The sequence below is a fragment of the Bacillus nakamurai genome, from assembly GCF_001584325.1.
GTDB classification, from domain to species: domain Bacteria; phylum Bacillota; class Bacilli; order Bacillales; family Bacillaceae; genus Bacillus; species Bacillus nakamurai.
Genome location: NZ_LSAZ01000022.1, coordinates 125,172 through 143,723, shown reverse-complemented (window position 1 = coordinate 143,723; position 18,552 = coordinate 125,172). Strand labels below are relative to the sequence as shown.

The following is an 18,552-nucleotide window of genomic DNA, read 5'->3' as shown; positions in this document are numbered from 1 at the left end:
CATGATGAATGTGCCTGTTTTCGGGATTATTGTGAATCCTGCTCCCGATCCAAGATTTCGTATGTTTGGGAGCTTTTTTGGTCAATGGTTTCTTTATTTGAAAGATCTTTCACCTGCTGATGAAACTCTCTTTCATAAGACGGGGCATCAGTCTTCAGGTCACCCTCCGCCTCTTCCTGCGCTTCAATTGTCCTTCTGGCGTACGGGACAGCCTCCAGCCTTTCATAAGGGATTTCCTTTCCTGTTTTTTCGCATATGCCGTACGTTCCCTTTTCCATTCGTTCAAGAGCGGAATTTACCTCATCTAAAAGATTCTGATCCACTCCATCTAACGTTTGGTTTGTGACCCTGTCCAGATAGATGCTGCCATGGTCAGCTAAGTGATTATCTACACCGTTTGAGAGTTCTCCTGTTGCTTCACTCATTGATTGATCTTCCTTTGACTCTCCTTGGAGCCCTTCTTTTAAATCGATTAATTTATGATAAAGGCAGTCTCGCTGTTCTTTTGACAATGACATATTCATCATCTCCTTTTTCGTGTCTTTTCGGCTGTCATAGTCTTTTCATACCCGCAAAAAAGAAAGCTGAAACACGAGACCTTAATGCTTTCCTGCCCTAATGGTGACATTTGGCGTTTTATTTTCTGCATCTCTTTGTTCTTTCAAATGATTTTTCTGATGTTTGTCCTGAAATTCTTCAGCGTCAGCTTTTTTCAGCTGCTTATCCGGTGTATGATAAGTGGCGCCTATATTCAAGATACCGCTCAGCTCGTTAATGCTAAGCTTCTCGAAATCGATATTGTATTCAATCTTGTCCACTTTGACGTGCTCGATATGGACATACGTTTTTTCTCCTTCTATCATTTGCGGCTCAGCATGGCATTTATCCTCAAGCTTATCAAGCTGTTTTTCTAATTTCTCAAGGCGTTCTAATTCTTCTTCGCATATTTTTTTGAAGAACTCTTTTATCATTTTTTTCAAAGAAAATCACTTCTTTCCCTGTTCACTCTTGGAAAGTTCTATGTCCATCTCATCATGAATATATAAACATGGTATACAAAAGAGGGGGTGAATTATGATGTTTCTTCCAGCGGTTATCAGTTTAGAACACATAAAAGTTAACGGTATGAGCGGCGGAGCAACTTTTAATACAGGCTCTTCCATGATTTTAAGACGAACAGCTGTGAATAAAAGAAATGAGGGATATGGTGAACAGAGCGGAGATTGTGTTGTCACAGTGCTCCCTATCCTTAGTATCAATGATTATGATCAATTAGACAGCACCGCTAAAAAGACTAGCCTTCGATAATAATGGGGCTTGCATTTCCCATATGTTTATCTATCGAAATATATAAAATTCCGTCTTTAAATACCGCCTGCATACCCTTGTTTCCCTGAACCGAATGCGGAAGATCCAGCTTTTTTTCAAAATCGCCGTATTTTCCAGCCTTCTGTTTAAAATCCTGTTCATTAAAAAAGGACTTCCTGGTGCCTTTCACTAAAATATATTCCCCATAGGATAACAGCTGAACATCTTGTTTTCTATAGCCGGGCAGGTATAGCAAATATTGCAGCTCATCATGGGTTTCAACAATATCTATAATAGGAAAAACATCCTCATTTCTTCTCATTTGCTGGTCTCCCTGCTGAAAAGGGAAATGAGAATGACCGCTTTGAAAAGATTTCATTTGCTCTTCATCGAAGACTGTTTTCCAAAAGTCGCCGCCGGACATGTTTTGCGCCATTTCCATCCATTGCTTCATCTTATCGAAGTCCATTTTTATCCTCCCTGTCTTAGCATACGGTAAAAAAAGACGGCATACACCTGTATTAAAGTAAAGGAGGTTTGCCTGTGGTTCATCCAACTCCATATATCAATATTAATATTTTCATGTTGAAAATTAATTCCTTTGAAAATGCTTCAGCGGTAAATGTCGGACAGAATTTGCTGGCAGAATGGCAAAATTCGGATAAAAAGAATCAAGGATACGGACAAAATTTAGGAGATGCAAGCGGCTTTTTTGGAACAAGCGGCAAAGTAGATGACCGCGATCAAATTGACTCACCTTCTTCATTTGAATCAATACCAGCCAACATACCTGCTGGAAAAGGAGGCCCATTATGATGTTTTCGCCGGCTTTAGTGAATGTAGGCGGATTTAAAGTAAATGCTATGGACCGCGGTTCTTCTATCACGATCGGACCATATCAGCAAATTGACTATTTTTTATCGAATAAGATTAATTACGGGTTCGGCGAGGAGAACGGAGATTTGGCTCCTATTTATATCCCGATCAGTTCAATTGTTGATCCAGACCTTATTGATTCAACTTCTGCCAAAACAAGTATCGTGTAATAAAAAAGCCATCCGAAAGTGAATTTCGGATGGCTTTTATGTGAAAATTAATTGCATAAATGCTTGGTCAGCACGGCTTGAACTTCGCTTAAATCCGTATCCTTTGCAAATTCTAATTCAAAGGTCTTGCTTCTTGTCATCAATAAAAGTCCGGTGTCCGGATCAAACATGCCAGCCTCTTGAATGGCAAAGCTTTCGATCGTTTTATATGGAAGAAATACGCGGACCTTCTTTTTAGAAAACATTTTATTATCAAAGAAAATGATCCGCTTATTTGTAAAGCAAATCTGGTCAACCCGGAGCTTATAGATTGATTCTATTCTTTCCCCCTCAACGAGCAAAGCCTCAAGCTTCTTTGTGTCAGTTGATCTGCTAACAGAAAAAATTCCCAATGAAGAACCCCACTTTCTGCTTCTATCTATTGTAATATCACATTTCCAATAAAAAATAAGTTCTTTTTCCCTATATAAGAATACGACATAGACGGCATTTAAACCATTACGAACAGATTACATTTTTAGAACGCGCCAATAAATGGAACCTTTTCCGCTCAGGAGATGCTGTTATAATGTAGTACGTGTAAACAGGAGAGAAAGTTTCAAAATAAAGGATATTTTTTTCGAAAAGTCAGTTTTTTGCGTTTTTTCCTTATTCTTGGGTAAAACCCATTAAAAAAACCGCGGCTTCTGAAATGCCGCGGCTTCCTCATGTTTCATCCCGATCCTTATCTTCAATTGTTCCTTCTTTATAGGTATCTGAGATTTGCTCAAGCGTGACGTCCGTGCCTTCAGCCGGACGCACTTGTTCTGTCTGATCTGTCGTTTCGTTTTTACTGCCGTACTCTGATTTTTTCATTTTGCAGCCACCCTTTATGTGTAGTCTTTCTTTAGTATGGCTCGGGCAAAATGAATTCATTCGGTTTAGATTTCTTCAAAGTATTCTTTATAAAATCCCCCGACCTTATTTGTATTATCAACGACAAAAATGAATTCTTCTGTTTCATTTTTGACTTCATACTCTTTTCCCGGGGTCAATACACGGTTGACAATGTATTTTTTCGCATCGGTATGTACGCATTTGACTTTCTTTACGGTTTCTTTTGTCCGCCAATTGTTATGAATCATGTATAAAACTCCTTTTCTGATCGATAAGCTTATTGTAGCCGTTTTTTCTTGTGAATTGCAATAACGGTTATCAATTGATTTTATAAGGCGCTGTAGTATAGAATGACTGTATGCGCTTACTTCGCGCGGACATCAAGATGCTCAAAACAGACCATAAAAAAATTTCGGGAGGTTTGTTACGAATGAGTTCTTTAACGATGCAGATCACAAAAAGGCTGGAAACATTTTTGCAAGGCACGAAGAAGCTTTATATTGACGGAAAGTTTGTCCCGAGTGCTTCAGGATCAACCTTTGTCACACCGAATCCGGCAACCGGCGAGACGCTGATGACTTTGTATGAAGCACAGGCAGAGGATGTTGACAGTGCAGTCAAAGCGGCACGCAAAGCCTTTGATCGCGGGGAATGGCGGACAATGCCGGCCGCTTCCAGAAGCAGGCTGATGTATAAGCTGGCTGACTTAATGGAAGAGCACCAAACTGAACTCGCGCAGCTTGAAACACTTGATAACGGAAAACCGATTAATGAAACGACAAACGGAGATATCCCGCTGGCGATAGAGCACATGCGCTACTATGCCGGCTGGTCCACAAAAATAACCGGGCAGACGATCCCTGTCGCCGGCTCCTATTTTAATTACACCCGCCATGAACCTGTAGGCGTCGTCGGACAAATCATTCCCTGGAATTTCCCGCTGCTTATGGCAATGTGGAAAATGGGCGCCGCCCTTGCCACAGGCTGCACGATCGTATTAAAACCAGCCGAGCAGACACCGCTGACAGCTTTGTATTTAGCGGAGTTAATTGATCAGGCCGGATTCCCTGACGGCGTCATCAATATTGTTCCGGGTTTCGGAGAGACTGCTGGAGAAGCGCTGACTAACCATGACGATGTCGATAAGCTAGCTTTTACCGGCTCTACAGAAATCGGCAAAAAAATTATGGAAAAGGCTGCAAAAACCATTAAACGCGTGACGCTTGAGCTTGGCGGAAAATCGCCTAATATCATTTTGCCTGACGCCAATTTAAAAAAAGCGATCCCGGGCGCATTAAACGGCGTTATGTTTAATCAGGGCCAAGTATGCTGTGCAGGCTCCCGTGTCTTTATCCATAAAGATAAGTATGATGAGGTCGTCAGCGAAATGGTTTCTTATGCCGAGTCGCTTCGCCAGGGAGCCGGGCTTCACAAAGATACGCAAATCGGCCCGCTCGTCAGCGAGGAGCAGCACGAGCGTGTGCTTTCTTATATTGAAAAAGGGAAAGCTGAAGGGGCAAAAGCCGTGACAGGCGGCAGCTGCCCATTTGAAGAAGGCTATTTTGTCTCCCCGACCGTATTCGCGGACGTGGATGACAGCATGACAATTGCCAAAGAAGAAATTTTCGGACCGGTTTTGGCCGCCATCCCGTATGAATCGGTAGATGAAGTCATTGAGCGGGCCAACCGTTCAGAGTATGGCCTTGCAGCGGGGCTTTGGACTGAAAATGTCAAGCATGCCCACTACATCGCTGACCGTCTTCAAGCCGGAACCGTTTGGGTCAACTGCTATAATGTATTTGATGCGGCTTCCCCATTCGGCGGCTATAAGCAATCCGGTCTCGGACGTGAAATGGGATCATACGCATTGAATAATTATACAGAAGTGAAAAGCATATGGATCAATCTGGAAGATTAATCTCTTTTTGAAAAGAAACTGCTGCCCGCCAGCAGTTTCTTTCTTTTGTCATGCGGTCATGTGTATATGAATATATATGCTTCTGAAGGAGTTGAGCGAGTGTGAGCACAATTCAGGAAAAGGTCAGAAGCCGCCAAAAGAAAACCATCGCCCTATTAAGAGAAAAACAAAATGCGGACGGCTCATGGTCGTTTTGTTTTGAAGGGCCGATTTTGACAAACGCCTTTTTGATCCTCCTTCTCACCTCCCTTGATGACAAAGATAAAGAGCTGATTGCAAAACTTGCAAGAGGCATTCGCGCTAAACAGCGGCCGGACGGGACATTCACCAACTATCCGGATGAACGGGAAGGAAATGTGACGGCAACAGTGCAAGGGTATGTCGGCATGCTGGCTTCGGGCTTATACCATCGTTCTGATGCGAATATGATTCAGGCAGAGCGCTTTATCATATCAAAAGGCGGCTTGCGAAACGTTCATTTCATGACAAAGTGGGTGCTTGCAGCAAGCGGGCTTTATCCATGGCCCGCACTGCATCTGCCATTATCTTTCTTAGTGATTCCCCCTTCCTTTCCGCTTCATTTTTACCAGTTCAGTACATACGCGCGTATCCATTTTGTCCCGATGGCTGTAACGCTTAATAAAAGATTCACGTTGAAAAACCCCAACGTCCCTTCGCTCGGGCATTTGGACCGGCATATGACCAAAAATCCGTTTTCATGGCTGCGGTCCGATCAAGAACAGGACAGAGATATATCGTCTCTTTTGGCGCACTGGAAGCGTCTGTTACACCTTCCGGCCGCTTTACATCAGCTCGGCCTGCGGACGGCGAAAACGTATATGCTTGACCGGATTGAGGAAGACGGCACATTGTACAGCTACGCAAGCGCAACCATTTTCATGGTATACGGCCTGCTTGCTCTCGGTGTATCACGCCACTCCCCTGTTATCCGAAAAGCGCTGGCAGGCACGAAGTCTTTATTGACCACATGCGACGGGACGCCGTACTTAGAAAATTCAACATCAGCAGTATGGGATACGGCGCTTCTCAACTATGCGCTCATCAAAAGCGGCATTTCTGAAAATGATCAGATGGTAACATGCGCCGCCCGATTTCTGCGTGAACGCCAGCACACGAAAATAGCGGATTGGGCCGTTCACAATCCGCATGCGGAACCGGGAGGCTGGGGCTTTTCAAGAATCAATACAAACAATCCTGATTGTGATGATACAGCCGCCGTGCTTAAAGCCATACCGAGAAAACTTTATCCCGCTTCGTGGGAACGCGGGCTGAGCTGGCTATTGTCCATGCAAAACAAGGACGGCGGCTTCTCCGCTTTTGAGAAAAATGTAAATCATCCGCTTATCCGCCTGCTGCCGCTTGAATCCGCGGAGGAAGCAGCTGTCGATCCTTCGACAAGCGACTTGACCGGGCGTGTGCTTCGCTGTCTAGGGGAAACAGCCGGCCTTCGTTCTGATCATCCCCAAATTGAAAAAGCGGTTCAATGGCTGATCGATCACCAAGAACAGGACGGCTCTTGGTACGGCAGATGGGGCGTTTGCTACATTTACGGCACATGGGCGGCACTAACCGGCATGAAGGCTTGCGGTGTCAGCCAAAACCATCCTGCTGTAAAAAAAGCCGTCCGCTGGCTGAAGTCGATTCAAAACGATGATGGGAGCTGGGGGGAATCGTGCAAAAGCGCCGAAGTGAAATCATATGTTCCGCTTTCCCATGGAACAGTTGTGCAAACGGCCTGGGCGCTGGAAGCCTTGCTCCAATATGAAAGACCTCACCATCTGGCTGTCATCAAGGGCATTCATTTTCTCATTGACGACCATCATTATGAAGGAACACCTTTGTCATATCCCGCGGGAATCGGACTGCCGAAGCAGTTTTATATCAGGTATCACAGTTACCCGTATGTGTTTTCCTTACTGACGCTCAGCACCTTTATGAAAGAGATTGAAAAGGAGGCGGACAAATGAAACGGCACGCTTATCAGACGGAAATGCTGAATTGGTGTGAAACGCTGAAGGAACAAGTCATTCAGCAAGGGCGCTTCGATCGTTTCGCGGCTCAAATTGACCGTATTTTTCACACCCTTCAGGATGACGGATTAACGGAAGCGGAATGGTACGAACAGGCATCAGCCCTGTACCGGGACATTACTGAGACAGAGGATACGGAGGAACGCAGAGCCTATGTTCCGATCGGAAAGCATGTCCTGCCTCATCTGCCTTATAGCTATTCTGCGCTGGAGCCGTATATATCGAGAGAAATTATGAAGCTGCATCACGACAAACACCACCAGAGCTATGTTAACGGCTTAAATAAAGCGGAGCTGGAACTGAAAAATGCGAGACAGACCAAACAGTACGATTTGATTGCCCATTGGGAACGGGAATTGGCGTTTCACGGAGCCGGCCATTATTTACACAGTATCTTTTGGTTTTCCATGAATCCAAACGGAAAAAGGCGGCCGACGGGAGCTTTGTTTCAAATGATCGATTTGTCTTTCGGAAGCTATGCTGCCTTCAAGGAGCAATTTTCTCATGCGGCTAAAAAAGTGGAAGGAGTCGGCTGGGCTATTCTTGTATGGGCGCCCCGCTCCGGGCGGCTTGAGATTTTAGCCGCTGAGAAGCATCAGCTCTTCAGCCAGTGGGACGTCATTCCTTTGCTTCCGCTTGATGTGTGGGAGCACGCCTATTATTTACAATACAAAAATGACCGGGCAGCTTACGTGGACCAATGGTGGAATGTCATCGATTGGCGCGAGGCGGAAAAGCGGTTCGAGCAGGCGCATCGCGTGATGTGGCCGCTCTATTGAAAAACCCCCGTATCGCAACGGGGGTCTTTCTGTTTAAAAAATGCCAAGCACATGCAGGAACACAATAATGATAGCTACCGGAGACAAATATCGAATCAAAATGAGCCAGACGGCAAACCACTTCCGTTTTAAATCGGAGCCGCTTTTTAATTCGTCAAACAGCGCCTGCTTCGGAATTTTCAACGGTACAAAAATGGCAATCATCAGAGCGCCAAACGGCATTAAAACGTTGCTGACAAGAAAATCGGCAGCATCAAAAATGGACCGATGAAAAATGGATACATCACTTAATACCCCGTATGACAGCGCCGACGGCACGCCGACGGCAAAAATCGCAAGCCCGCCGAGCCAAGAATATCGTTTTCTTTTTACTGAATCGCCTTTTGACAGAACGGCCACTAAAATCTCAAGCATGGAGAAAGCAGATGTCAACGTCGCGAATAAAAACAACAGCAAAAAGGCCAATAAAAATACTATGCCGAACGGCATTTGGTTAAAGACAGTCGGAAGCACATTAAATAAAAGCTGCGGACCTTGATCCGGCTTCAATCCGAACGAAAACACCGCCGGAAAAATCGCAATCCCCGCCATTACGGCAACAAGAACATTTAATACTGTAACCGATACAGCGGATTGAACGAGATTTTCTTCTTTCTCTAGATAAGCACTATACGTTACCATAACGGAAACACCGACGCTCAAAGAGAAAAATGACTGTCCCATCGCATATAAAACCGTATTGGCATTCATCGCCCCAAAATCAGGCATGAAAAAGAATTTTAATCCCTCCATTGATCCGTCTAACGTGACCGATCGGATGATTAAAAGGATAAAAAGAACAAAAAGCGCCGGCATTAAAACTTGGCTCACTTTTTCGATTCCGCTGCTTACCCCTTTAGCGACGACTAAAATCGTCAGTACGATAAACAGAAGCTGGCCGAAAACCGCTGCGTACGGATTGGAGATGGTATCGATAAACAACGTATCAAACCCTGACGAAAGCGATAAACCGCCTGTAAAGCCTTTAAAAATGTAGATTAATATCCATCCCCCCACAACGCTGTAGAAGGATAATAGAATAAAACAAGTGATGATGCCGAGATAGCCGATCCAGTGCCATTTTTTACCCGGCGCAAGAGCCTTATAGGACTCAACGGCATTTTTTTGTGTTTTTCTGCCGATAATAAATTCACCAAGCAAAAGCGGCAGTCCGATTAAAATCGTAAATAAAATAAAAATAAGCAGAAAAGCGCCGCCTCCGCTGGTTCCCGCTACGTAAGGGAACTTCCATATTGCGCCAAGGCCGATTGCAGAGCCAGCCGTAGCTAAAATAAATCCCAGCTTTGATGACCATTGATTAGCTTCTTTCACTTCAGCACTCCCAATTCATTCAGTATAAAGATTCATTGTAAGAATATATGTCTGAATAGTCAAGAAGATATTAGTTAACATAATATTTTCATAAGAAACTAAAATTTAATATTGAATAATTCAGAATATTATTTATAATAGAGTGCAGAAAAGTCAGTTATATTTACTGCTGACATACTTGTGTTACAGAAGGAGCTGTATGGAATGGATTAAAAAAATAAGCGGTTTTGCGGGTCAAACCTTCGGCCTATGGGTTATCGTCTTTGCTGTCTTAGGGTTTTCCTTCCCTGGTTTATTTTCTTGGATCAGTTCTTATATCACCATTTTTCTGGGAATTATCATGTTTGGGATGGGACTTACCCTTCAAGCTGACGATTTTAAAGAATTATTCAGAAAACCGTGGCACGTTGTCATCGGGGTGTTCGCCCAATTCACGATTATGCCGCTGGCAGCCTTCGGTTTAGCATTTGGGCTCCATCTTCCCGCAGAAATTGCAGTCGGCGTCGTCCTTGTCGGGTGCTGCCCGGGAGGCACCGCATCTAATGTCATGACCTTTTTAGCGAAAGGAAATACGGCTTTGTCGATTGCCGTCACCACGATATCGACGTTGCTCGCCCCGGTTTTAACGCCGGTGTTGATTATGCTGTTTGCCAAAGAGTGGCTGCCTGTTTCTTTCGGTTCGTTATTTGTTTCGATCATACAGGCTGTATTGCTTCCGATTGTCCTTGGCGTTATCGTGAAGCTGTTTTTCAAAAAGCAGGTCGCACAAGCGGTTTACGCGCTTCCTCTCGTATCTGTCATCGGCATCGTAGCCATTGTTTCCGCCGTTGTCAGCGGCAATCGTGAGCATCTGCTTCAATCAGGTTTACTGATTTTTTCCGTTGTCATTTTACATAACGGTGTCGGATATTTGTTAGGCTATCTGACTGCAAAGCTTTTTAGAATGGATTATGCCTCTCAAAAAGCGATTGCGATAGAAGTCGGCATGCAAAACTCCGGGCTGGGCGCAGCAATTGCGACGGCGCACTTCTCTCCCCTTTCAGCCGTGCCGAGTGCGATATTCAGCGTGTGGCATAATCTATCTGGATCAATTCTCGCCACTTATTGGTCTAAGAAAAAAGAAAAAAACAGCGCTGGAAAAGATGAAACGGCAAAGATTCCACTTTCATAACTGAAAAAGGATAGGCGGCTGCCGCCCCTATCCTTCTTTTTTCTGCAGATCACGAAGCAGGCGCAAGAGCGCTTTTTTTGCATTTCCCTTAAATAAACCTCCATGATAACAAATCAAATGGCAGATATCGTATTCGAGCATTCGCTGCACGGAACGGACCGCATCATCCATATGTAACGTGTAGCGGGGATTAGCAAGGTTCAGCTCGCCGTCTTCGATGACGACCGCATCACCAGCGATCATTGTTTTTTCGGCAGGCAGATAAAGGCTGATATGGCCGGGCGTATGCCCCGGCGTGGCTACAATGCGAATGCCCCCGCACCAAGGCAGCAGCTCGCCGTCAGTTACCGTCCGGTGAACGGGAGCCGCTTCGACTGATTGAAGCGAGCGGATGAACTGGTTTGCATAAGGTTTTTCCTCCTCTGGCAATGAACAAAACGTTGATTCAGCCTGCTCAAGCCGCAATGATTTTTTGGAGCCATCAATATACGGCGCTTCACTCTCATGTGCTGTCACACTGATATCCGGGTACAAACGGTGTAAGGCAGCAAGTGAGCCGATATGGTCTATATCGTGATGCGTCACAATGACTTTCGTCAGTGAATGAAGCGACATTCGATGCCGGGCAGAAGCATCTTGAAGATGGTTTATAAAACCCGGATATCCGCAGTCTATTAAAATCGTGTCATTGTCGTCTTGCAGAAGAACCGGGGTGATAGAATGCAATTCTTGATTATATTCAAATTCAATCTCAAGCGGATAACAGCTTTTCATATAAAGCCTCTCCCTTCTCTCAAATAAAAAAGTACACCGCTCGTAAGGGCGGTGTACTTTCTGTCTCAAATTATCCTTCCAATAACAGCTGTTCCGGATCTTCAAGCAGGTTTTTAATCGTTACAAGGAATCCGACCGCTTCTTTACCGTCTACAATTCTGTGATCATATGATAAAGCAAGGTACATCATCGGACGATTTTCAGAACGCTCTGCATCGATCGCTACTGGGCGAAGCTGAATTTTGTGCATGCCTAAAATCCCAACCTGAGGACTGTTTAAGATTGGTGTTGACATAAGTGAACCGAATGTTCCTCCGTTTGTGATCGTAAAGGAACCGCCTTGCAGCTCACCCAATGTTAATTTGTTGTTTCTTGCTTTTTTCGCAAGGTCGCCGATCTCTTTTTCGATTCCAGCAAATGTCAGGCGGTCGGCGTCACGCACGACTGGGACGACGAGCCCTTCTTCAGCCGCAACAGCAATTCCGATATCATAGAATTTTTTCACGATCAGCTCATCGCCTTGAATTTCAGCGTTAAGCAGCGGATATTTTTTCAATGCTGCCACGACAGCTTTTGTAAAGAAAGACATGAAACCGAGTTTCACTTCGTTTTGTTCAAGGAATTGGTCTTTACGGCGTTTTCTTAAATTCATAACAGCCGTCATGTCGACTTCATTAAATGTAGTCAGCATCGCAGAAGTCTGCTGCACTTCAACGAGACGTTTAGCGATTGTCTGTCTGCGGCGTGACATTTTTTGCACTTCTACAGGTTTGTCAAAGCTTTGCTGTGTTTTTGGCGCCTGCTGCTGTTTCGGCTGTGCCCCAGGTTTTGCTGCCGGCTTTTCATAAGCTTCCACATCTTGTTTGCGCACGCGGCCGAGCGGGTCCCCTGTCGGAATTTGTGAAAGGTCAATTCCTTTTTCCCGTGCCAGCTTGCGTGCAGACGGAGACGCTACCGTTCTTGATTTAGCTTCTGATTGTGCTTCCTGGCTGACTTCTTGCGCAGCCGGTTCAGCTTTTGCTTCTTCTTTCGTGTGTTCATTGCTTGCAGCACTTTCTGAAGGGGCAGGTGCAGAACTTTCTCCCGCGCCTTCTGTAATGGTACCGATAATTTCTCCGACTTGGACGGTATCACCCGAATCTTTCAATACCTCTTGCAGAACACCCGATTCTTCTGCTGTCAATTCAACATTTACTTTATCCGTTTCCAGTTCAAGCAAATACTCACCCTGCTCTACATAGTCACCGGGCTGCTTTAACCATTGGGCTATCGTTCCTTCTGAGATTGATTCTGCTAATTCAGGTACCTTAATTTCCGCCATTTTTTCATTTCCCCCTTAGTTTTTGCGAGTCAAGCTATCAGATACAATGCGTTCCTGTTCTTTTTTGTGAACCGTTGGATCTCCTTCAGCAGGGCTGGATCTTCTTCTGCGGCCAATGTATTGAACACTTACCCCTTTTGGTGCGATTTCCGTCAGGTAAGGGCTGATATAACTCCATGCGCCCATGTTTTGAGGTTCTTCCTGAACCCAAACGATCTCTTTCAAGTTCGGCAGTTTGGCGAAAAGCTCTTTCGCGTCTTTTGCCGGGAACGGGTACAGCTGTTCAATTCTGGCAATATGGAGCCAATCTTTATCGCCTTCCAGCTTATTAAAGCAATCGCTGATGTCAATAGACACCTTCCCGCTTGATAATACGAGGCGCGTCACTTTTTCGTATGCATGAGAAAGACCGGACTGCTCATAGACTGCCTTGAATTTGCTTTCGCTCAGTTCCTGCACCTCAGATACCGTATTCGGATTACGGAGCAGGCTCTTCGGCGTCATGATCACAAGCGGACGGATTTCCTCACGAAGCAGCATTTTCGCCTGTCTTCTTAAAATGTGGAAATACTGAGCCGCGCTGGTCAGATTCGCAACCGTCCAGTTGTTTTCCGCCGCAAGCTGAAGGAAACGTTCGATTCGGCCGCTGGAGTGCTCAGGCCCCTGACCTTCGTAACCGTGCGGAAGCAGCATGACTAATCCTGATTTTTGCCCCCATTTTGCACGTCCGGCAGAAATGAATTGGTCAAAATACACTTGAGCCGCGTTGGCAAAGTCTCCGTATTGCGCCTCCCACAGAACCAAAGTCTCAGGCGAATGCACGTTGTATCCATACTCAAAGCCGATAACAGATCCTTCAGACAGCGGGCTGTTGTGCACCGCAAATGAAGAAGAGCAATCGTCTAGATGATGGAGCGCAACAAATTCTTTGCCCGTTTCACTGTCGTGCAGCACAAGGTTTCTTTGAGCGAACGTTCCGCGCTCTGAATCCTGTCCCGTTAACCGGATCGGCGTGCCGTCTTTTAAAATGGAAGCAAACGCGAGCGATTCGGCCAATGACCATTCCACTTTGCGGTCATCATCAAATGCTTTCGCACGTCTTTCCAAAATTCTTTTCAGCTTGCCGAAGACATTAAAGGATTCCGGCCAGTTGATCAGTTCACCGTTCAGCTTGCGGAGAACGTCAAAATCAATGGATGTGTCAACATCAGGAAAACCGTTTGACACAGGTTCCGGCAATTCGATTTCACGCACGGCATCTTCTTTTTTAGCGGGTACCTTTTTATAAGCGTCCTCTATTCGTTTTGTCACTGTTTGCTCAATGTTTTGCGCTTTTTCCTCACTGATCAGTCCCTCTTTTACGAGTTTCTCCGCGAAGATCTGCTTGACAGTCGGATGCTTTCTGACGGCGTCATACAGCATCGGCTGTGTCGTGGACGGCTCATCCATTTCATTGTGGCCGTACCGTCTGTACCCGATCAGATCAATTAAGAAATCTTTATTGAACCGTTTGCGGTATTCAACCGCAAATTTTACAGCTGACAGGCATGCTTCAGGATCATCAGCGTTGACGTGAACGATCGGAATTTCATACCCCTTCGCCAAATCACTGGCATATTTCGTTGAACGTGATTCTTCACTTTCAGTTGTAAAGCCGATCATGTTGTTCGCGATGATATGAATGGCCCCGCCGACCTGATAGCCTTTCAAGGAACTGAGGTTCAAGGTCTCTGCGACGATGCCCTCTCCCGGAAACGCAGCGTCTCCGTGAATTAAAATGGCAAGCGACTTTGTTTCATCCTGAACCGGATATCCTTTTTGCGTTCTCGTTTCCTGCGCGGCTCTTGTGCTTCCCTCGACGATCGGATTGATGAACTCCAAATGGCTCGGGTTATTTGCAAGCGTGATTCGCGCGCTTTTCGTTTCAGCATCCTGAAGCTGTCTGTCTGCTCCAAGATGATATTTTACGTCACCCGTCCAGCCGTAGCTGATTCCGGTTGAGCCTTCTGACGGCACAAGGTCTTTATTCGGCGCGTGCTGGAATTCTGAGAAAATAATCTCGTAAGGTTTGCCGAGCACATGCGCCAGCACGTTCAAGCGGCCCCTGTGCGCCATTCCGATATTGACATTAGTCGTGCCTGCTTTCACAGACTGGGCGATAATGTCGTCAAGAACCGGTACAAGTGCGTCCAATCCTTCAATTGAAAAACGCTTTTGCCCGACGAAGGTACGGTGTAAAAATTGTTCAAACCCTTCTACTTCCGTCAGTCTTTCTAAAACGGCTGACAGCTTTTCCGGTGAGTTCTTTTGGAACAGTTCGCCGGATTCGACCATTTTTGTAATCCATGCGCGCTCTTCGAAATCATGCACATGGTCAAATTCGAAGGAGATCGTTTTTTTATACGTATTGCGCAAATGCTGGATGGCTTCTAGGCCGTTTGTTATATTGGCAGGTGCGTCTTTGCAAATGACGGACGCGGGTATAGCTTTGATTTCTTCTTCTGTAAGCCCGTAATCGGATAACGGAAAGAGCTCGCTCTTTTTTTGATCCTTTCTGAGCGGATTGACGGAAGCGTTCAGATGGCCATAGGTTCGAATATCTTCTGCAAGTTTAACTGCTGATGCGATCTTTTGAATCAGGTCTGCTGTTACGCGTCCCTGTTCCTTTGTTCCCGATGCCTCTTTGATCTGGCTTGGAGGAGCGCCGAGTTCATCAAACATGTCTTTCAGATCCGGGTCAATGCTGTTTGGATCTTCAACATATTGGTCGTATAGCTCCAATGCGTAGCCGAGGTTCGGTCCGTAAAAATCTTCCCAATTCATTCGTTGTTTCATACTATTTTGAAACATTTGAATATTACCCCCAACTTAGATAATCAAGTGATGATTCACTATCTTGAAATAACTTTTGAACACTGTGCCCAAAATTATGTAATAAAAACGCTTCCAAGGGTATTTTACCACTGTTTGCGATTTGATTCTACCTTGATTGTTCACAAAATAGTAAAAAAATCATCTAATTAACGAAAAAATTAAATCATTTTAAAATAAAAAGCGAAAAAGCATAGGAAAAGCCCTATCCTATGCTTTTGTGAAGCAGTTTTTTCAAGAGAGGATACAGCACATCCGGCAGCTGATCGACATCCGGAACGAAAATGCTGAACTTTCCGTACATATCTTGAATGGTTTTCATCTGCGATTCTTCGATTGCTGTATTGGACAGAAAAACATTTATCACTTCTATTCCTCTTTTTCTCGCTTCGATGACGGCCTCGCTCGTATCGACGATGCCGTTTTGTTCATAGCCGAATGCCGCCGGTTCGCCGTCTGAAAACACGATTAAAAACTTTTGCGCCTCGCTCCGCCGCATCAATTGTTTCGTCATTTGCCTGATAGCGTAGCCGTCTCTGTTGTCTTCCTCAGGTTCAAGCTGCATGATCAGCGGCCCTGCGGCCTGCTTCAGTGATTCTTCAAACGGGATGACCGTATTAAAATAGTTTGGCTGGCTCGTCTCGGTCGCATCGTTTGTATCCTCCCAAAATCCGACGATCTGATGCGGAACGGACACAGATTTCAGTGCTTCATGAAAAAGAACGATGCCGCGTTTTGTTTCATCCATTTTGTCGAACATGCTGGCAGAACAATCGACAAGCAATGTGAACACGGCGTCAATTTCTGATGACGGATCCTGCTTTTTATAGAAAAGACGCGGATTCCGCTCTGTAAAATAACGGAGCAGTTTATTGTTCAGCCGGCCTGCGTGAAGATCTGTCCGCGGCAATGTTTTCTTATGTTCAAGTGTTTTTTGAATCATTTGCTTCAGGCGTTTTTGATATGATTCTATCGTTTTTGCCTGCTCTTTATACGAAAGCTCTTCAGCGGGTGACGCTTTTTCCGGCGTTTTATAAATCGGGAAGGCAAATTTGTTCTCTTTTCCGTCAGCCATCCCCGCTCCTGCCGGTTCATCCCGCTTGGATTCAAGGGCTTCCAGCTTGGAATAATCTTTTCTTTTCGTTTGACGGGCGGAGCCTTGAACAGAGCCCAGCGCCTGGTCCCCGTCATCACCTTCACGGGCCGCATCTTTTCCTAAATCTGATTTCGCGCCGTGCTCAATATCAAATTGCAGAAAACTTTTTGACGAAGCTTCGGTTTCACGATGCCATGTCGGCATTTCCTCGTCATGAATGTCTTCATCTCCGTCGGATGGTTCCGGGAGCGTCATATCGTCACTTAATGACGGCGCTTCTTTGATGCTTTCGAATAAAGGCTGTTCGGCCGCCTTCTCGTAATCCAGTTCAGGCAGAAAGAAGTAAGTATTCAGCATATCTTTTTCCAGCACTTCTTCAAGGCCTTCCATAAGGTCTTCGGTGATTTTTGCGATCTGCGCTGTAGAATCGGACTCATATACCCGAATGAGCTGCCCTTCGATAAACGGCCTCATCATATCGATGTCTTCCCGCATTGAAGGAATGCCTTCCAGCGGTGACTCAGCCGTCAGTTTGACAAATATCGCACAATAAAGGGCATCGGTGAAAATGCTCCGTTCTAAATTCAATGTAAGCTGGGTCTTAAAATATTTTCTGTACATTTCTCTCCGCTTTGCAAATACATGCTTCGTTCCGGGCCGCTCTTTTTTAATCAGCTCTTCGATTCTGATATCCTCAAGCAGCATAAACAGCTGTTTTGCAAAGCTTTGATGGGTAAAACGGCGGTGAACGTCATGTAAAAATCCGGCAAAATCCCTGAATGAGCTGCTGCGTGTCCCGACAGCACGTAAATACACATCGCTTTTCAGACCGGCTTCCATATCTGCCGCCGATCTGTCCTTCCAAAAGTGGCTCATGTAAATTTTCTTTTCAAAAGGATTGTAGTAGGATTGAACGCCGTACTCTACCTCCACTTCTTTGCTTTTGGTCAATGTTTTTGCCAAATCGGTCAGCATCATGAATAAAAAGGAGTCGATCGTGCTGTCGTTAAATTTGATAAACTTCATTGTAAATCCCTCATTCGAACAGCGTTTCAGCAATATTTCGGACGGCGGCTTTTTCCCGGTCGTCATCGAGTTTTTCCACGATGCCTCTTTCGATCGCCCGCTTCGGCGGAATGTATGCTGCTAAATCACATGTATCAATTAAAGCTCTGATAGACGCCGCTTCCTCTGATACTTGGCCGTTTTGCGCTTGTACGATTAAATCAGATGACAATGTCATAAAGCGGTCAATCAGTTTCTCGTCTTTTAAAACAGATTGAGCAGTGAGCACTTGTTTTAACAGGCTTCCTTTAATATAAGGAACATCGATGATAACAAAACGGTTTTTGAGCGCTTCATTCAGCGGAACGGTGCCGACATACCCTTCATTAATAGCGGCGATCACACCGAATCCTTCGCTTGCCTTAATGACTTCTCCGGTAAATGGGTTGGTCATCATTTTTCTGTAATCAAGCACGCCGTTTAAAATCGGGAGGGTTTCCGGCTTAGCCATGTTGATTTCGTCAATGTACAAAAAATGCCCCTCATTCATTGCAGTCGTTACAGGCCCGGGAACAAATTCAATTGTCGCCTGCCCCTGTTCATTTTCAATCGTTTTATATCCGACAAGCGCTTCTGCGTCGAGATCCACGGAGCAGTTGACGCTGTGCATCGGCTTATGAAAATAGCTTGACAGCGTTTCCGCTAATTTTGTCTTCCCTGAACCGGTCGGTCCCTTTAATAAAATATTTTTTCCCATTGAAAGGGCGATGATAGCATCGAATAAAATTGCTTGATCTTCAGCTTCATAGCCCGGAGATCCGATCAAATCCTGAAATTCTTCGGAAACAGGATGATTTTGATAAGCTGTCAGCTTATTTTTTATGTCTGCCGGCAGTGATAAGTGCTGTAATTCTGATGTCATAGATGATGTTTCCTTTCCATTCGTATTCCATATCCGAGTATAC

The 18,552-nt window shown here is 45.2% G+C and carries 19 protein-coding genes; 7 read left to right on the top strand and 12 right to left on the bottom strand.

What is annotated here, in order from left to right; genetic code table 11:
* Positions 1–26: 26 nt before the first annotated feature.
* Both AXI59_RS11905 and gerPC read right to left on the bottom strand, forming a co-directional pair.
* Positions 27–518, bottom strand: coding sequence for a TraR/DksA family transcriptional regulator (locus AXI59_RS11905; RefSeq protein ID WP_061528311.1), 492 nt, complete (start codon positions 516–518; stop codon positions 27–29).
* An 81-nt stretch (positions 519–599) separates the two neighbouring features.
* Positions 600–971 (bottom strand): spore germination protein GerPC, encoded by a 372-nt coding sequence (gene gerPC / locus AXI59_RS11900; RefSeq protein WP_240491515.1) that lies wholly within the window; start codon positions 969–971, stop codon positions 600–602.
* A 103-nt stretch (positions 972–1,074) separates the two neighbouring features.
* Here gerPC and AXI59_RS11895 point away from each other — a divergent pair, with 103 nt between their 5' ends.
* Positions 1,075–1,308: a hypothetical protein gene (locus tag AXI59_RS11895; protein ID WP_061521101.1), complete on the top strand. Its 234-nt coding sequence runs from the start codon at positions 1,075–1,077 to the stop codon at positions 1,306–1,308.
* On the opposite strand, the gene AXI59_RS11890 is transcribed toward AXI59_RS11895, so the two are convergent.
* The gene (locus AXI59_RS11890; protein ID WP_061521100.1) at positions 1,295–1,777 is read right to left on the bottom strand and encodes an Hsp20/alpha crystallin family protein; all 483 of its coding nucleotides are present in this window, start codon (positions 1,775–1,777) and stop codon (positions 1,295–1,297) included. The two genes, AXI59_RS11895 and AXI59_RS11890, sit on opposite strands and share 14 nt — an antisense overlap.
* Before the next feature lie 74 nt (positions 1,778–1,851).
* On the opposite strand from AXI59_RS11890, the gene AXI59_RS11885 reads away from it, so the two are divergent.
* Positions 1,852–2,124 (top strand): hypothetical protein, encoded by a 273-nt coding sequence (locus AXI59_RS11885; RefSeq protein WP_061521099.1) that lies wholly within the window; start codon positions 1,852–1,854, stop codon positions 2,122–2,124.
* Positions 2,121–2,354 (top strand): hypothetical protein, encoded by a 234-nt coding sequence (locus AXI59_RS11880; protein ID WP_061521098.1) that lies wholly within the window; start codon positions 2,121–2,123, stop codon positions 2,352–2,354. The genes AXI59_RS11885 and AXI59_RS11880 overlap by 4 nt, the downstream gene beginning before the upstream one ends.
* Positions 2,355–2,401: 47 nt before the next feature.
* Here AXI59_RS11880 and AXI59_RS11875 read toward each other — a convergent pair whose 3' ends face one another.
* From AXI59_RS11875 to AXI59_RS11870, 3 genes are all read right to left on the bottom strand, one after another.
* A complete protein-coding gene (locus AXI59_RS11875; protein ID WP_061521097.1) occupies positions 2,402–2,746 on the bottom strand; it encodes a PH domain-containing protein in 345 nt (114 codons plus the stop codon).
* Between the two features lie 313 nt (positions 2,747–3,059).
* The gene (locus AXI59_RS19800) at positions 3,060–3,209 is read right to left on the bottom strand and encodes a DUF4025 domain-containing protein (RefSeq protein WP_156476277.1); all 150 of its coding nucleotides are present in this window, start codon (positions 3,207–3,209) and stop codon (positions 3,060–3,062) included.
* Positions 3,210–3,274: 65 nt separating this feature from the next.
* The gene (locus AXI59_RS11870; protein ID WP_061521096.1) at positions 3,275–3,478 is read right to left on the bottom strand and encodes a DUF6501 family protein; all 204 of its coding nucleotides are present in this window, start codon (positions 3,476–3,478) and stop codon (positions 3,275–3,277) included.
* Positions 3,479–3,660: 182 nt separating this feature from the next.
* Between AXI59_RS11870 and AXI59_RS11865 the strand changes: the two genes are divergently transcribed.
* The 3 genes from AXI59_RS11865 to AXI59_RS11855 all read left to right on the top strand — a co-directional run bounded on the left by AXI59_RS11865 (position 3,661) and on the right by AXI59_RS11855 (position 7,978).
* Complete coding sequence (locus tag AXI59_RS11865; RefSeq protein ID WP_061528309.1) at positions 3,661–5,148, top strand: aldehyde dehydrogenase family protein; 1,488 nt, start codon at positions 3,661–3,663, stop codon at positions 5,146–5,148.
* A gap of 101 nt (positions 5,149–5,249) precedes the next feature.
* Entirely contained in the window at positions 5,250–7,136 is a 1,887-nt protein-coding gene (locus AXI59_RS11860) for a terpene cyclase/mutase family protein (RefSeq protein ID WP_061528308.1), read from the top strand.
* The gene (locus AXI59_RS11855) at positions 7,133–7,978 is read left to right on the top strand and encodes a superoxide dismutase (RefSeq protein WP_061528307.1); all 846 of its coding nucleotides are present in this window, start codon (positions 7,133–7,135) and stop codon (positions 7,976–7,978) included. Before AXI59_RS11860 ends, AXI59_RS11855 begins: the two co-directional genes overlap by 4 nt.
* A 33-nt stretch (positions 7,979–8,011) precedes the next feature.
* Here the strand turns inward: AXI59_RS11855 and AXI59_RS11850 are convergent, their stop codons facing one another.
* On the bottom strand, positions 8,012–9,349 hold the full coding sequence (locus AXI59_RS11850) for a sodium-dependent transporter (RefSeq protein WP_061521092.1): 1,338 nt from the start codon (positions 9,347–9,349) through the stop codon (positions 8,012–8,014).
* A 199-nt stretch (positions 9,350–9,548) separates the two neighbouring features.
* On the opposite strand from AXI59_RS11850, the gene AXI59_RS11845 reads away from it, so the two are divergent.
* Positions 9,549–10,520, top strand: a complete 972-nt coding sequence (locus tag AXI59_RS11845; RefSeq protein ID WP_061528306.1) for a bile acid:sodium symporter family transporter — start codon at positions 9,549–9,551, stop codon at positions 10,518–10,520.
* A 27-nt stretch (positions 10,521–10,547) separates the two neighbouring features.
* Here the strand turns inward: AXI59_RS11845 and AXI59_RS11840 are convergent, their stop codons facing one another.
* The 5 genes from AXI59_RS11840 to AXI59_RS11820 all read right to left on the bottom strand — a co-directional run bounded on the left by AXI59_RS11840 (position 10,548) and on the right by AXI59_RS11820 (position 18,509).
* Positions 10,548–11,294 (bottom strand): MBL fold metallo-hydrolase, encoded by a 747-nt coding sequence (locus AXI59_RS11840; protein ID WP_061521090.1) that lies wholly within the window; start codon positions 11,292–11,294, stop codon positions 10,548–10,550.
* A 70-nt stretch (positions 11,295–11,364) separates the two neighbouring features.
* Entirely contained in the window at positions 11,365–12,615 is a 1,251-nt protein-coding gene (gene odhB / locus AXI59_RS11835) for a 2-oxoglutarate dehydrogenase complex dihydrolipoyllysine-residue succinyltransferase (RefSeq protein WP_061528305.1), read from the bottom strand.
* Positions 12,616–12,630: 15 nt separating this feature from the next.
* The gene (sucA, locus tag AXI59_RS11830; RefSeq protein ID WP_061528304.1) at positions 12,631–15,465 is read right to left on the bottom strand and encodes a 2-oxoglutarate dehydrogenase E1 component; all 2,835 of its coding nucleotides are present in this window, start codon (positions 15,463–15,465) and stop codon (positions 12,631–12,633) included.
* Positions 15,466–15,691: 226 nt separating this feature from the next.
* Positions 15,692–17,608 (bottom strand): vWA domain-containing protein, encoded by a 1,917-nt coding sequence (locus AXI59_RS11825; protein WP_061528303.1) that lies wholly within the window; start codon positions 17,606–17,608, stop codon positions 15,692–15,694.
* A 10-nt stretch (positions 17,609–17,618) separates the two neighbouring features.
* A complete protein-coding gene (locus tag AXI59_RS11820; protein ID WP_061521086.1) occupies positions 17,619–18,509 on the bottom strand; it encodes an AAA family ATPase in 891 nt (296 codons plus the stop codon).
* Positions 18,510–18,552: the final 43 nt, after the last annotated feature.

Bases quoted from the DNA above. Each gene is read 5' to 3' on its own strand.
- AXI59_RS11905 (WP_061528311.1), bottom strand. From the start codon at position 518: ATGTCATTGTCAAAAGAACAGCGAGACTGCCTTTATCATAAATTAATC.
- gerPC (WP_240491515.1), bottom strand. From the start codon at position 971: ATGATAAAAGAGTTCTTCAAAAAAATATGCGAAGAAGAATTAGAACGC.
- AXI59_RS11895 (WP_061521101.1), top strand. From the start codon at position 1,075: ATGATGTTTCTTCCAGCGGTTATCAGTTTAGAACACATAAAAGTTAAC.
- AXI59_RS11890 (WP_061521100.1), bottom strand. From the start codon at position 1,777: ATGGACTTCGATAAGATGAAGCAATGGATGGAAATGGCGCAAAACATG.
- AXI59_RS11880 (WP_061521098.1), top strand. From the start codon at position 2,121: ATGATGTTTTCGCCGGCTTTAGTGAATGTAGGCGGATTTAAAGTAAAT.
- AXI59_RS19800 (WP_156476277.1), bottom strand. From the start codon at position 3,209: ATGAAAAAATCAGAGTACGGCAGTAAAAACGAAACGACAGATCAGACA.
- AXI59_RS11870 (WP_061521096.1), bottom strand. From the start codon at position 3,478: ATGATTCATAACAATTGGCGGACAAAAGAAACCGTAAAGAAAGTCAAA.
- AXI59_RS11865 (WP_061528309.1), top strand. From the start codon at position 3,661: ATGAGTTCTTTAACGATGCAGATCACAAAAAGGCTGGAAACATTTTTG.
- AXI59_RS11855 (WP_061528307.1), top strand. From the start codon at position 7,133: ATGAAACGGCACGCTTATCAGACGGAAATGCTGAATTGGTGTGAAACG.
- AXI59_RS11845 (WP_061528306.1), top strand. From the start codon at position 9,549: ATGGAATGGATTAAAAAAATAAGCGGTTTTGCGGGTCAAACCTTCGGC.
- AXI59_RS11840 (WP_061521090.1), bottom strand. From the start codon at position 11,294: ATGAAAAGCTGTTATCCGCTTGAGATTGAATTTGAATATAATCAAGAA.
- odhB (WP_061528305.1), bottom strand. From the start codon at position 12,615: ATGGCGGAAATTAAGGTACCTGAATTAGCAGAATCAATCTCAGAAGGA.
- sucA (WP_061528304.1), bottom strand. From the start codon at position 15,465: ATGTTTCAAAATAGTATGAAACAACGAATGAATTGGGAAGATTTTTAC.
- AXI59_RS11825 (WP_061528303.1), bottom strand. From the start codon at position 17,608: ATGAAGTTTATCAAATTTAACGACAGCACGATCGACTCCTTTTTATTC.
- AXI59_RS11820 (WP_061521086.1), bottom strand. From the start codon at position 18,509: ATGACATCAGAATTACAGCACTTATCACTGCCGGCAGACATAAAAAAT.